Source organism: Nocardioides sp. NPDC057772, from assembly GCF_042798075.1.
Taxonomy (GTDB): Bacteria; Actinomycetota; Actinomycetes; order Propionibacteriales; family Nocardioidaceae; genus Nocardioides.
Genome location: NZ_JBHVKN010000158.1, coordinates 1 through 11,950 on the forward strand (window position 1 = coordinate 1; position 11,950 = coordinate 11,950).

Annotated in this window: 16 protein-coding genes; 7 read left to right on the top strand and 9 right to left on the bottom strand. The window is 67.4% G+C overall.

From position 1 onward, the window contains the following. Positions 1-917: 917 nt before the first annotated feature. On the bottom strand, positions 918-1,154 hold the full coding sequence (locus ACFVJS_RS20945; protein ID WP_378884379.1) for a VOC family protein: 237 nt from the start codon (positions 1,152-1,154) through the stop codon (positions 918-920). Between the two features lie 95 nt (positions 1,155-1,249). Here ACFVJS_RS20945 and ACFVJS_RS20950 point away from each other — a divergent pair, with 95 nt between their 5' ends. Beyond that, positions 1,250-1,528, top strand: a complete 279-nt coding sequence (locus tag ACFVJS_RS20950; RefSeq protein WP_378884382.1) for a TetR-like C-terminal domain-containing protein — start codon at positions 1,250-1,252, stop codon at positions 1,526-1,528. A 13-nt stretch (positions 1,529-1,541) separates the two neighbouring features. Here the strand turns inward: ACFVJS_RS20950 and ACFVJS_RS20955 are convergent, their stop codons facing one another. Beyond that, complete coding sequence (locus ACFVJS_RS20955) at positions 1,542-1,985, bottom strand: TIGR03618 family F420-dependent PPOX class oxidoreductase (protein WP_378884384.1); 444 nt, start codon at positions 1,983-1,985, stop codon at positions 1,542-1,544. Between the two features lie 75 nt (positions 1,986-2,060). On the opposite strand from ACFVJS_RS20955, the gene ACFVJS_RS20960 reads away from it, so the two are divergent. Then, entirely contained in the window at positions 2,061-2,528 is a 468-nt protein-coding gene (locus ACFVJS_RS20960) for a winged helix-turn-helix transcriptional regulator (protein WP_378884387.1), read from the top strand. On the opposite strand, the gene ACFVJS_RS20965 is transcribed toward ACFVJS_RS20960, so the two are convergent. Beyond that, on the bottom strand, positions 2,517-2,894 hold the full coding sequence (locus tag ACFVJS_RS20965) for a winged helix-turn-helix transcriptional regulator (RefSeq protein ID WP_378884390.1): 378 nt from the start codon (positions 2,892-2,894) through the stop codon (positions 2,517-2,519). The genes ACFVJS_RS20960 and ACFVJS_RS20965 overlap by 12 nt on opposite strands. A 91-nt stretch (positions 2,895-2,985) precedes the next feature. On the opposite strand from ACFVJS_RS20965, the gene ACFVJS_RS20970 reads away from it, so the two are divergent. Next, positions 2,986-3,831, top strand: coding sequence for an SDR family oxidoreductase (locus ACFVJS_RS20970; RefSeq protein WP_378884392.1), 846 nt, complete (start codon positions 2,986-2,988; stop codon positions 3,829-3,831). 2 nt (positions 3,832-3,833) lie between these two features. On the opposite strand, the gene ACFVJS_RS20975 is transcribed toward ACFVJS_RS20970, so the two are convergent. Continuing rightward, positions 3,834-4,328 carry a GNAT family N-acetyltransferase gene (locus ACFVJS_RS20975; protein WP_378884395.1) on the bottom strand — a complete coding sequence of 165 codons (495 nt, stop codon included), beginning with the start codon at positions 4,326-4,328 and terminating at the stop codon, positions 3,834-3,836. A gap of 123 nt (positions 4,329-4,451) precedes the next feature. On the opposite strand from ACFVJS_RS20975, the gene ACFVJS_RS20980 reads away from it, so the two are divergent. Continuing rightward, positions 4,452-6,029, top strand: coding sequence for a flavin monoamine oxidase family protein (locus ACFVJS_RS20980; RefSeq protein WP_378884398.1), 1,578 nt, complete (start codon positions 4,452-4,454; stop codon positions 6,027-6,029). Further along, positions 6,029-6,700, top strand: coding sequence for a Rid family hydrolase (locus ACFVJS_RS20985; RefSeq protein ID WP_378884401.1), 672 nt, complete (start codon positions 6,029-6,031; stop codon positions 6,698-6,700). The genes ACFVJS_RS20980 and ACFVJS_RS20985 overlap by 1 nt, the downstream gene beginning before the upstream one ends. 70 nt (positions 6,701-6,770) lie before the next feature. On the opposite strand, the gene ACFVJS_RS20990 is transcribed toward ACFVJS_RS20985, so the two are convergent. Next, positions 6,771-6,989 carry a hypothetical protein gene (locus ACFVJS_RS20990; protein WP_141790972.1) on the bottom strand — a complete coding sequence of 73 codons (219 nt, stop codon included), beginning with the start codon at positions 6,987-6,989 and terminating at the stop codon, positions 6,771-6,773. A 72-nt stretch (positions 6,990-7,061) separates the two neighbouring features. After that, positions 7,062-8,474 carry a flavin-containing monooxygenase gene (locus ACFVJS_RS20995; RefSeq protein ID WP_378884404.1) on the bottom strand — a complete coding sequence of 471 codons (1,413 nt, stop codon included), beginning with the start codon at positions 8,472-8,474 and terminating at the stop codon, positions 7,062-7,064. Positions 8,475-8,620: 146 nt separating this feature from the next. Between ACFVJS_RS20995 and ACFVJS_RS21000 the strand changes: the two genes are divergently transcribed. Together ACFVJS_RS21000 and bfr are read left to right on the top strand one after the other, a co-directional pair. Then, positions 8,621-8,824, top strand: a complete 204-nt coding sequence (locus ACFVJS_RS21000) for a bacterioferritin-associated ferredoxin (RefSeq protein ID WP_378884407.1) — start codon at positions 8,621-8,623, stop codon at positions 8,822-8,824. Between the two features lie 88 nt (positions 8,825-8,912). Then, the gene (gene bfr, locus ACFVJS_RS21005; RefSeq protein ID WP_378884410.1) at positions 8,913-9,401 is read left to right on the top strand and encodes a bacterioferritin; all 489 of its coding nucleotides are present in this window, start codon (positions 8,913-8,915) and stop codon (positions 9,399-9,401) included. A 30-nt stretch (positions 9,402-9,431) separates the two neighbouring features. Here bfr and ACFVJS_RS21010 read toward each other — a convergent pair whose 3' ends face one another. The 3 genes from ACFVJS_RS21010 to glpK form a co-directional block, all read right to left on the bottom strand. Further along, positions 9,432-9,818, bottom strand: coding sequence for a VOC family protein (locus tag ACFVJS_RS21010; protein WP_378884413.1), 387 nt, complete (start codon positions 9,816-9,818; stop codon positions 9,432-9,434). An 11-nt stretch (positions 9,819-9,829) separates the two neighbouring features. After that, a complete protein-coding gene (locus ACFVJS_RS21015) occupies positions 9,830-10,420 on the bottom strand; it encodes a hypothetical protein (protein WP_378884415.1) in 591 nt (196 codons plus the stop codon). A gap of 147 nt (positions 10,421-10,567) precedes the next feature. Continuing rightward, positions 10,568-11,950: glycerol kinase GlpK (gene glpK, locus ACFVJS_RS21020; RefSeq protein ID WP_378884417.1), on the bottom strand; the 1,383-nt coding region annotated here is incomplete at its 5' end.

Genomic DNA, 11,950 nt, shown 5'->3' on the forward strand with positions numbered 1-11,950 from the left:
GAGATGCCCTGACAGGAGACACTGACATACGATCAAAGATCGTTCTTGCCAGAATCAATTGTCAAAGAAACCATCAACCAACATCCCCACTAAGAGGACCTGGTCGACGGGGCATAACAAACTAATTCGTCGACTATGACACACTGTTGAGTTCTCAAGAATCACACGCACACCGGTAGATTTCGGAACATCCGTTCCCAGCCAGTCCGGTGACTGCTTTATTCGCTTTATGTCCTGCTTTTTTCTTCGTGCTGAACCCTACCAGGCTCTCTTTCGCTCAAGCAATTCGGCGCTATCCGCGCTTTCCTCACCAGCTCCAGACCCTCTGGCCGGTCCTGCCTCGCAGACTTTATCAGAGCCACTCTCGCTTCTCCAACTCCGCGCTATTCGCGCTTTCTGCCGGATTAGCAACTGTTTCTCTGCTTTGTCTTTCTGGACTTTAGCGGAGTGTTTCTCGCTTTCGCAATTCGGCGCGATCTGCGCTTTCTCGCTGAAAGTTTGAAGCTTTATCCGCTTCGGTCCTGGAGGACTTTAGTGGCTTTCGCTCTAATCACCAACTCGGGAAACCCGCGGTGTTTATCGCTTAAACCTGCCCACTCATGACCGTGCTGATCTGGCTGAACCAGATCACGCTGAGGTTCTGTCGTCGATTCGAAGATCGACATCTAGAACACCCTGGCTCGAGCAATGCTCGAAGAGTGGAGGTGGCCGCTCCGGGGCCGGAAGCCCGCCCGAAGACTCGTGCTTGCTTCCCGCCGCACCCTGGCGACTCGGAGAACACTACACACACCCTGACGCCGTTTCAAATCGTCAGAGCAACTTTTTTCGCGCGATGTTCTGACGCCCACTGTAGACCCCCGAGACAAGGCCCATGGGCGCTTTGCCCGACACGGCACCAGGGCCCCGACGCCCGCTGGTCAGACGGGGGCGAAGAGCTCGACCGGGTTGCCCGCCGGGTCCTCGATCACGGCTTGGGCGCCGCCCCGGCCGTCGATGCGACTGGTCCGTACCCGCGCGCCGGCTTCACTCAGCCGGCGGAGCGCTCCGTCCACGTCAGGCACCTCGAGCTGGATGCGACCCCAGCCACCGGGGCTGGGCATCGTGCCGTCGTCGGCGGCTTGGCCGGCACCTCCGGCGCCGGGACTGTTCAGCATCAGCCTGAGCCCGTGCCCTCGAGCAGGGCGAAGCCGCCCGCTCTGGGACCGACGTCGTCGAACCCGGGCTCGCGGTAGAAGCGACGGCGGCAGGGGTGTCGTGGACCACGTCCGACTGTCTCCCAGCCGTACTCGACGGCTCCGCACGCGACACCGGGCTCCGGAAGCTGCATCACCGCTACAGCACGCAGCGGCGTACGCGGTGGGTCGAGGCCATCACGCGGCTGCAGGAGTCAGGGCAACCGGTTCCGGATCCGGAGCGGGCCGCGGAGGCGCTGGCGGGCGCGGTGTTCTACCGGCGGCTGATGACGCCGGAGCCGCTGCGTACGGACGAGGTCGAGGGGTTGGTGGCGACCGTTCTCGGGGAGCGGTGATCGGCTGGGCCGGTCAGCCGACGCCGATGTGCTGGTAGTCGAGGTCGATCAGGGCGATGGCACGGTCGCCGTACTCGTCGACCTCCCTGGTATAGGGCGCTCCGGTGTATCGGGTGGCGAGCTCGTCGATGATCTCCCAGCGGCTCTCGTCCTCGACCCAGCCGACGACGCGGCCGCGGAGGATCACGGGCATGTAGTCGTTATCGGCCGGCGCCATGGAGAGGGCGATGCGCGGGTCGAGGTGGAGATTTCGGTACTTGCGGCCGCGATTGCCGGTGAGGAAGACGACGTGGTCGCCGTGGGTGCCGATCCAGACCGGCGAGGTGCGCGGGGCGCCGTCGGGTCCGATCGTGGCGACATGGGCGAGGTTGGTGCCTTCGAGGAAGGGGCGTACGTCGGGGTTGATCATCGGACTTCTCCCGGCTGTCGTGGTCGGCGGACGACGCTCCTCGGACACAGAGTTTCCTGAGGAGACTCTGTGAGCGTAGCACTTTGAGTTCCTTCAGGGAACCTCAAGTGGTAGGTTCGGGGCATGCAACGTACGAACTTCGGCGACATGACCTGCTCGATCGCGCGCACGCTGGACGTGATCGGGGAGCCGTGGTCGCCGCTCGTGCTGCGCGACATCTGGGTGGGCATGAACCGCTTCGACCAGATCCAGGCAGACCTCGGGATCTCGCGAAAGGTGCTCGCCGAGCGGCTCGGGCACCTGGTCGAGCGCGGGGTGCTGGAGCGGCGGGCGTACGACAGTCGACCGCGCTATGAGTACGTCCTGACCGAGAAGGGGCGCGAGCTGGTCGACGTCCTGATGGTGATGGCCGGGTGGGGCGACAAGTGGCTCGCGGGCGAGGCCGGGCCGCCCGTGCTCTACCGGCATCACGCCTGCGGGGAGATCGGCCGCGTCGATCTGCGGTGCGCTCACTGCGGTGATCCCATGCACGCCGATGACGTCGAGGTGCTGGCCGGACCAGGGGCGAGGCAGCCGGCCTCAGCGGGGTAGCGGACCGGTGTAGGCCTGTCGCGCGGTCTCCACGGCGGGCATGTTGGCCTCCGACCAGCTGCCGACCGCGGCGAAGACCGGCTGGAGGCTGCGACCGAGGTCGGTGATGTCGTACTCCACCCGGGGCGGGACCTCGGCGTGGTAGCGGCGCTCGACGAGCCCGTCGCGCTCGAGCTGGCGCAGCCGCTGGGTCAGCACCTTCGACGAGATCGTGCCGAGGCGACGCTCCAGCTCCACGAAGCGCTGGGTGCCGTATTCGTGCAGGGCCCACAGGATCGGCGTCGTCCACCGGCTGAAGATCAACTCGACCGCCGGCGCGATCGGGCATGCCTCCGCCGGCTCGTCGGTGCTCGGGTGCCAGGTCATCTCGCTCCAATACTTACCTTGGGGAACCCACTGTATCGAGGAATCTAACGTCCGTCACACACACCCAGTTCCCCTATGAATGGAGACCTCGATGATCGTCATCACCGGAGCGACCGGAAACGTCGGGCAGCCCCTCGTCGAGCTGCTGGCCGAGGCCGGCCACACCGTCACAGCCGTCTCGCGCGGGACGTCGGCACCGCTGCCGACACGGCCTGGGGTCGCCACCGCGGTGGCCGACCTCTCCGACGTCGCGACGCTCGCCCCGGTCCTGGCAGGGGCCGATGCGCTCTTCCTGCTGGTCAGCGGCGCCGGCGCTCACGTCGACGGCCCGGCGCTGATGAAGCATGCAGAGGCGGCAGGCGTACGCCGGGTCGTGCTGCAGTCGTCACAGGCCGTCGGCACCCGTCCGGGAGCGGCGTCCCACGCTCCGCTCGTCGAGCTCGAGGAGGCGGTGCGGGGCTCGGGGATGGAGTGGACGATCCTGCGTCCGGGCGGCTTCGCGAGCAACGCGCTCGCCTGGGTGCCGATGGTCAAGGAGATGAATGCCGTCCATGCGCCGTTCGGCGACGTCGCCCTGCCGGTGGTCGACCCGCTCGACATCGCCGAGGTCGCGGCGGCCGCTCTGACCGAGGACGGTCATGCGGGGAGGACGTACGAGATCACCGGGCCGGTCGCGATCACGCCTCGCGAACAGGTCGCGGAGATCGCGGCGGCGACCGGGCGGGTGGTGGAGTTCGTCGAGCTGACCCCGGAAGCGGCGTTGCACCGGATGGCGACGTTCATGCCGCCTGCCGTCGCCGAGGGGACGCTCGCGATCCTCGGGCACCCGACCGACGCCGAGCGGGCGGTCAGCCCGCACGTCGAGGAGGTCCTGGGCCGCCCGGCCCGCGGCTTCGGGGAGTGGGCGCGGCGGTTCGCCGCTGCGTACGAGGCCTGAGGTCAGATGCCGCCGGCGGCGCCCAGCTCCTTGAGCTCGGCGCCGTCGATGCGGTGGACCTCCCACTCGTCCTGGGGGACCGAGCCAAGCGAGCGGTAGAAGGCGATCGACGGCGCGTTCCACTTGAGCACCCACCACTCCAGGCGGCGCCAGTCGTTCTCGACGCAGATCTCGGCGAGGCGGGCGAGGAGGGCCTTGCCTGCTCCGGCGCCGCGCTGGTCCGGGTCGACGAAGAGGTCCTCGAGCCAGATGCCGTTGCGGCCGGTCCAGGTGGAGAAGGTGACGTACCAGACCGCCATCCCGATGACGACGCCGTCGTTCTCCGCGATCAGGCAGTGAGTGGTCGGGGTGCCCGACTCGGGGAAGAGCGCGGCGGTGAAGTCGGCCTCCGTGGCCTCGACCGCGTCGGGCTCCTTCTCGTAGACGGCCAGGGCGTGGACCAGGCGGAGGATCTCGGGTACGTCGGCGGGAGCTGCATCGCGGATGGTGACGGTCACGGTGCCGATCCTAGAGCTACTCGCGAGTTGGGGAACACGTGTTCTAGCGAGACACAGACGCAATGGCGGTGCAACAAACGCTCTTTACCTTGCGGGGTGCCCCCCAACAGATTGGAACCCCACATGACTCAGTCACGTCGGAACTTCCTGCGCAACGTCGGCCTCGCCGGCGGAGCAGGCGTCATGTTGCACAGCATGGGTGCACTCGGGCTCACCTCCGCGCACGCCGCGGAGACGCCCGACTTCACTCCTCCCAAGCCCGCGGACCTCACCCGGGCAGGCAGCAAGTCGGTCGTGATCCTCGGTGGCGGCATCGCCGGGCTGACCGCTGCGTACGAGCTGCTCAAGGGCGGCTACCGGGTCACCGTGCTCGAGGGACGCGACCGGCCGGGCGGTCGCAACTTCACCGTGCGCGGCGGGACCCGGGTGACCGACCTGAACGGGATCACCCAGGTCGCCGGGTTCTCCCAGGGCGAGTACATGAACGCGGGCCCCGGCCGGCTGCCGCAGAGCCACATCACGCTGGACTACTGCAAGGAGCTGGGCGTCCCGATCGAGGCGTTCACCAACCAGAACGCCAACGCGCTGCTCTACTACCCGGGTGACCACGGCATCGGTGCGGTGCAGATGCGCCAGGCGAAGGCGGACACGTACGGCTATGTCTCCGAGCTGCTCGCGAAGGCGACCGACAAGGGCGCCCTGGACGAGGAGCTGACCGCCGCCGACAAGGAGGCGCTGATCGCGTTCCTGCGGAGCTTCGGTGACCTCGGCACCAAGGCGGAGGGGTACGCCTACACCGGCTCCAGCCGCGCGGGCTACATCGTCGAGCCGGGTGCCGGCCAGCAGTCCGGCACCGAGGTGGCGCCGCACGCGATGAGCGCGGTCCTCGCCTCCGGACTGGGCCAGTACTTCTCCTTCGAGTTCGGCTACGACCAGGCGATGATGATGTATCAGCCGGTGGGCGGCATGGACGCGATCCCGAAGGCCTTCGCGAGGGCGATCGGGTCGCGGAACATCCGCTACGGGGCCGAGGTCGTCGAGTGGAACAACACCTCGACCGGCGTCTCCGTGGCCTACAAGGCTCGGGGGCGGACCGAGGTCGTCGAGGCGGACTTCGCGATCAACTGCATGCCGCCGCAGATCGCGGCCAAGATCCCGCACAACCTCGGTGCCGACATCACCGCCAGCCTGAAGTCCTTCGGGCCCTCGAACGCGGGCAAGATCGGGATCGAGTACGACAGGCGCTGGTGGGAGGAGGACTTCCGGATCTACGGCGGGATCACCAACACCCGCCTCGACCTGCGCAACATGTGGCACCCGTCGTACGGGTTCCACGGCGACAAGGGCACCATGATCGGCTACTACAACACCGGTAGCGCGGCCGACGCGTACGGAGCGCTCACCCCCGCGCAACGGCTCTCGCGCGCGGTGGATCGGGGCAAGCAGATCTTCGGCGACGTCTACGGCGAGGGCATCACCGCCTCCTACAGCCAGGACTGGAAGTCGGCGAAGTTCTCGGAGGGGGCTTGGGCCTACTCGACCACGGCGGACACCGATCCGCTCTACACACGACTGCTCGACGCCACCGGCAACACGTACTTCGCCGGTGACCACCTCAGCCACGCGGTCGCCTGGCAGCACGGCGCCATCACGGCTGCCCGGGCAGCCGTCGAGAAGCTGCACGCGCGGGTGACGGCATGATGTCGCCGCGTACGAAGGTGGTGGCCGTGGTCGGGCTGACCGCGGCTCTGGTCGCTCCGACGGCGGCGGTCGCCGGGAGCACGTGGTCGACTGCTTCTGATGGGCACCGTCCGCCGCGTGGCGGGGAGACGATCTCGGTCCTGCCCGCGGGTCAGGACAACCCGTCGATCGCCAACGGCGTCGCGATCGGGCCGGAGGCCGCTATCTACAAGACCAGCGGGCTCGGACCGTCGCGGCTGAACACCGGGGCGAGCGGGGAGCTGGCCTACATCGACACCGAGGTGTTCCCCGGAGGCCAGCTACCGCCGGGCGTCACGATCACCGAGGCACAGGGGATCAACGTACTGCGCCGGATCGGGGAGAACCTCGAGGCGGCGGGGCTCACCTATGAGGACGTGATCACGATGCGCGTCTTCCTGCAGAACCCCGCGGGCGAGGCGAAGATGGACTTCGCCGGCTGGAACCGGGCCTACCGGCAGTTCTTCGCGAACACGTCGGTCTCGACCGGCGACGCCATCCCGGTGCCGCTCGGCACCGCTCCGCCCGCCGCACCGATGGTCACCAACCCGGCCCGACCGTCGCGGTTCGCGCTCGAGATCGAGAACCTGCCGGTGGACGGTTGGCTCGTCGAGGTGGAAGTCGATGCCGCCTATCCGGTGAAGAGGAAGTAGTCCCGGACAACGAGTTCGCCCTCCTCGAGCACTGCTCGGGGAGGGCGAACTCGTGCAGCTCAGACCGAGGTCAGAGCTTGGAAAGCTTGGGGAAGGGGCTGGCAATGCGCACCAGTCGGGGACCGAAGTCGACAGTGACTGCGGCCGTTTCTTTGTTGACGACCCGACCCAGGCCGAAGGAGTCGTGGGAGACCAGGTCTCCGGACTCGAACTGCTCAATGACCGGCTCGGGATCTGCCTTGAAAGGACTCGCGGCGAAGTGTCGCCGCCGGGGGGTTGAGGTAGTCATCTCTTCGAGTATGTGGCCTCAGACACGAATAAGGGAATGCACAGCTTGGTCACAATGACCTATCAGATGGTTTCAGGCTGGCGTGTAGTCGCCCTTGTCGTAGCTGGCGCTACGTCGGTAGTGGGCCGAGATGCTGGGCCAGTTGGTGGTGATACGACCGTTCTTCTCCCGATACCAGGAGGTGCACTTGCTCCAGACGCTGTCGGCCAGCCGGTCCTGGATCCGGGCGTCGTAGGCCTCCTCCACCTCCGCCCGGACCTCGAGCGGACCGACCTCGGCGATGTGGTCGGCGTAGCGACCGAGGTAGCGGGCCTGGGTCTCGAGGAAGTAGATGATCGAGCCGCCGCCGGTGTTGGTGTTGGGGCCGTACATGATCAGCAGGTTGGGAAAACCGGGGACGGTCATACCGTGGTAGGCGTGGGCACCGTCCTTCCAGTGGGTGTGCAGGTCGCGGCCCTGGGTGCCGGCGATCGTCATCGGGGCGAGGAAGTCGGTGGCCTTGAAACCGGTGCCCCAGATGATCACGTCGGTCTCGTGGTGCTGCCCGTCCGCGGTGGTGATGCCGGTCGGGGTGATCTCGGTGATGTCGTCGGTGATCACGTCGACGTTGGGCCGGGCGAGCGCCGGCAGGTAGTCGTCGGCGAAGAGGATGCGCTTGCAGCCGAACGGGTAGTCGGGCCAGACCTTCTCGAAGAGTCCCGGCTTGGCCGCGGTCTGCGCCTTCATGTGTCGCTTCGACCAGGCGCGCATGATCGCGCCGAGCGGCTTGACGTGGAAGGTCGTGGTCAGCCACTCGGCTTGCGTCCAGATCTTCGCGCGGTCGAGGAGCTGCCCGACAGGATGGGAGGGGTCGGCGCGCTCGAAGTCCTTGCGCGGGACGATGTAGGGCGCCGAGCGCTGGAAGAGGAGCACCTGCCCGGCCTCCTTCTGGATCTCGGGCACGAACTGGATGGCGCTCGCGCCGGTGCCGATCACCGCGACGCGCTTGCCCTCGAGGCTGAGGTCGTGGTTCCACTCGGCGGAGTGGAAGGCCTCACCCCGGAACGTGTCGGCGCCCGGGAGGTCCGGGATCGACGGCCGGGAGAGCTGACCGACGGCAGGCACGAAGAGGTCGACCGTCTCGGTCTCGCCCGTGCTGAGGTCGAGCTGCCAGGTCTTCGCCTCGTCGTCCCAGCGTGCGGCGGTCACCTCGGTGTGGAACCGGATGTGGCGGCGTACGTCGTACTTGTCGACGACCTTGTGGATGTAGTCGAGGATCGCGGGCTGCCGGGAGAACTTGTGGGGCCAGTGCGGGTTGGGCTCGAAGGAGAAGGAGTAGAGGCTGGAGGGTACGTCGCAGGCGGCTCCTGGGTAGGTGTTCTCCCGCCACACCCCGCCGACGTCACCGGCCTTCTCGAACACGACGATGTCGTCGTGGCCACGCCTCTTGAGCTCGATCGTGGCGGCCAGGCCGCCGAAGCCGGTGCCGATGACTGCGATACGCAAGAGATCCTCCGAGGGCCGGGAGCGTGATGTGACCTGGACCATACCGGGAGAATGTGAATCTGCGCGCGGGGTCGACCGAAGCGCAAGAAAGGTAAGAACTGAGACCACCGCTCGTCACCGCGCTTAGGGTCGGCTAACCTAATCTCATGATCGTCTGCCAGTGCCGAGTCGTCACGGACCGTGACGTCGATGCCGCGCTGGCCGACGGGGCACGTACGGTCAGCGCGATCTGCCGCTCGACCGGTGCTGCGCAGGACTGCGGCTCCTGCATCTTCTCGGTGAAGAAGCTGGTCACCAGGCATCTCGAGCAGGAGTGCTCGCACCTCGCCGCCGACGGCGCTGCGAGCTGACCCACCGCAACCGGTCGCAAACTGAGTCTGTCCTCACTCCCGGGGTGCCGTGCGAGTATCGGACAGAAACCGTTCCCGGAGGTGCGTCATGCAGCCAGTCGATCCACGCGTCGTCGAGCTCCTCAACGAGGCACTCACGTTCGAGCTCACCGTCACCAACACCTATTTTCTGCATGCTCGGATGCTCGACAACTGGGGTCTGGCCAAGCTCGGCAAGGTCTTCTACGACCTCTCCATCGACGAGATGCGCGACGCCGACGACCTGATCAACCGGATCCTGATGTTCGACGGCCATCCCAACGTCCAGCGGCTCAACGCCATCCAGGTGGGTGAGACCGCCGAGGAGATGCTCCGGCTGGCGTTGGCGAGCGAGCGAGACGCGGTCGCCCAGTTCAACACCGGCGCCAAGGAGTGCCACGCGCTCGGCGACCACGGCACCGCCGCGGTCTTCGAGGAGATGGTCCGCGACGAGGAGAAGCACGCCGACTGGTTCGAGTCCCAGCTCGACGCGATCGAACGTGTGGGGCTCCAGCAGTATCTCGCCCAGCACGTCGCGGCGGGCGAGGGTCCCGGCTGAGCCGGAACCCGCCGCTCCGTCTCAGGTGCCTCAGGCGGGCACCATGTCGTCGATGCAGAGGATGTTGTCCTCGCTGTCCTTGAACCAGGCGGCATGCCCGGCCGACCCCATCCCGGCGACGTCTCCGTCCCAGGTCACGCCCGGCATGTCGTAGTGCTCGAAGGTGATGCCCTTCGCTCCGAGGTCGTCGACCTCCTTGCGGACGTCGGCCACGTGGAACTGGGCGATCGTGTGCCCGGCCTTGCCCGCTTGATCGGTCTCGTAGAGGTGGAAGGACGTCCCGCCGGACGTCGTGTAGATCAGCCCGCCAGGGTCCTCGTCGGACGGCTCCAGCCCGAGCTTGTCCGCGTAGAAGCGTCGCGCCCGCTCGAGGTCGGCGGCCGGGATGTTGGCCATCACCCTGCTGTCGTTGAGCATCTCGGCCTCCTTCAGGCGCTCTCGAACCAGGGACGGTGGAGGTCGTAGAAGGTCGCGCCCTTCATCGCGTAGTCGAGCTCGCGGCGTACGTCTTCCGGGGGCTCCACCTTCTCGCGCTCGCGCGCCTCGGCCTCGCTGGTGAAGGCGACGGTCTCGATGAAGCTGCCGTCCTCCTCGATCGCGAGCGTGCCGCCGAGGATGTCGGGACGTGCCTCGTGCAACTGGCTGGTGTCGGCCATCATCGCCTTGAGCCGGCTGGGGTCGTCGACGCGACCGCGGATGATCTGCACGAACCCGGCGTCGTCGGAGCCCCCGTCGAACAGCAGCGTGACGTCGTCGCAGTCGTGGAACTCCATCGGGCCGTCCATCAGCTCGGCCATCTTCGCGGCCCACTCCCCCTGCTCGGGGCGGTCGGAGTTGGCCATCGCCGCCTCGCGGGACTCGAACCGCACCACGCCGATGAACTGGTCGTCGTCGGTGAACCCGTAGGTGCCGCCGAGCCACCCGGTCGCGCCCGGCGCCAGGTCGCGACGCCACTCGTCGAGCATCTGGTGGGCCTCGTCCTGCCGGGTGCAGGGCGCCTGAATCATCTGGATGAACATTGCTGCCTCCTCGGTCGTCGGTGTGCCAACGGACCGGTCGAGGCTGGTGCCGGGCCCCGGCCGGGCCCATTCGCAACGTACGTCCGACCGGGTGCCCCGCACATACCCCAAACAGGGCGTTTTGAACGACGCAGCCAGGGTGAGCCGTCAGTCGACGTCTACCCAGTTCAGCGTGCGGTCCACGGCCTTGCGCCAACCGGCGTACCCGGCCTCGCGCTGCTCCTCGGTCCAGGCCGGCTTCCAGCGCTTGGACTCGTTCCAGTTCTGGCGCAGCTCGTCGGTGTCCTTCCAGAACCCGACGGCGAGCCCGGCCGCGTAGGCGGCTCCGAGCGCGGTCGTCTCGGCGACCACCGGACGGCTGACCTCGACACCCAGCACGTCGGCCTGGATCTGCATGCACAGCTCGTTGACGGTGACGCCGCCGTCGACCTTGAGCACCTCGAGGCGTACGCCGGAGTCCTTCTCCATCGCGTCGGCGACGTCGCGGCTCTGGTAGCAGATCGACTCCAGGGTCGCCCGGGCGATGTGACCGCTGGTGTTGAACCGGGAGAGGCCGACGATCACGCCGCGGGCGTCCGAGCGCCAGTAGGGTGCGAAGAGGCCGGAGAACGCGGGCACGAAGTAGACCCCGCCGTTGTCCTCGACCTCCTTGGCGAGCGTCTCGGACTGGGCGGCGTTGCTGATCACCCGCAGCTGGTCGCGCAGCCACTGCACCGCGGAGCCGGTGACCGCGATCGAGCCCTCCAGGGCGTACGTCGGGGGCTGGTCGCCGAACTGGTAGCAGACCGTGGTGAGCAGGCCGTTCTCGGAGCGTACGAGCTCCTGGCCGGTGTTGAGGAGGAGGAAGTTGCCGGTGCCGTAGGTGTTCTTGGCCTCGCCGGCGTCCAGGCAGACCTGGCCGACCATGGCAGCCTGCTGGTCGCCGAGGATGCCGGTGATCGGGATCTCTCCCTTGAGCGGTCCGTGTGCGAGCGTGGTGCCGTAGGCCTTCGGCTCGGAGGAGGGCCGGATCTCGGGGAGCATCTGGCGCGGGATGTCGAAGAAGCCGAGCAGCTCGTCGTCCCAGTCGAGGGTCTCGAGGTTCATCAGCATGGTGCGGCTGGCGTTGGTGACGTCGGTGACGTGCACGCCACCGTTGGGGCCGCCGGTCAGGTTCCAGACGACCCAGCTGTCGGTGGTGCCGAAGATGGCGTCGCCGCTCTCCGCCGCCTCGCGGACGCCGTCGACGTTCTCCAGGATCCACTGGATCTTGCCGCCGGCGAAGTAGGTCGCAGGCGGGAGGCCGGCCTTGCGACGGATGATGTCGCCGCGCTCGTCCCTGTCGAGGGCGGAGGCGATCCGGTCGGTGCGGGTGTCCTGCCACACGATGGCGTTGTGAACGGGCCGACCGGTGTGCCGGTCCCACACGACGGTGGTCTCGCGCTGGTTGGTGATCCCGAGCCCGACGACCTGGGACGGCGACGCCCCAGCCTCCGCGAGCGCCTCCGGCATCACCCGCCGGACGATGTCCCAGATCTCCAGTGGATCGTG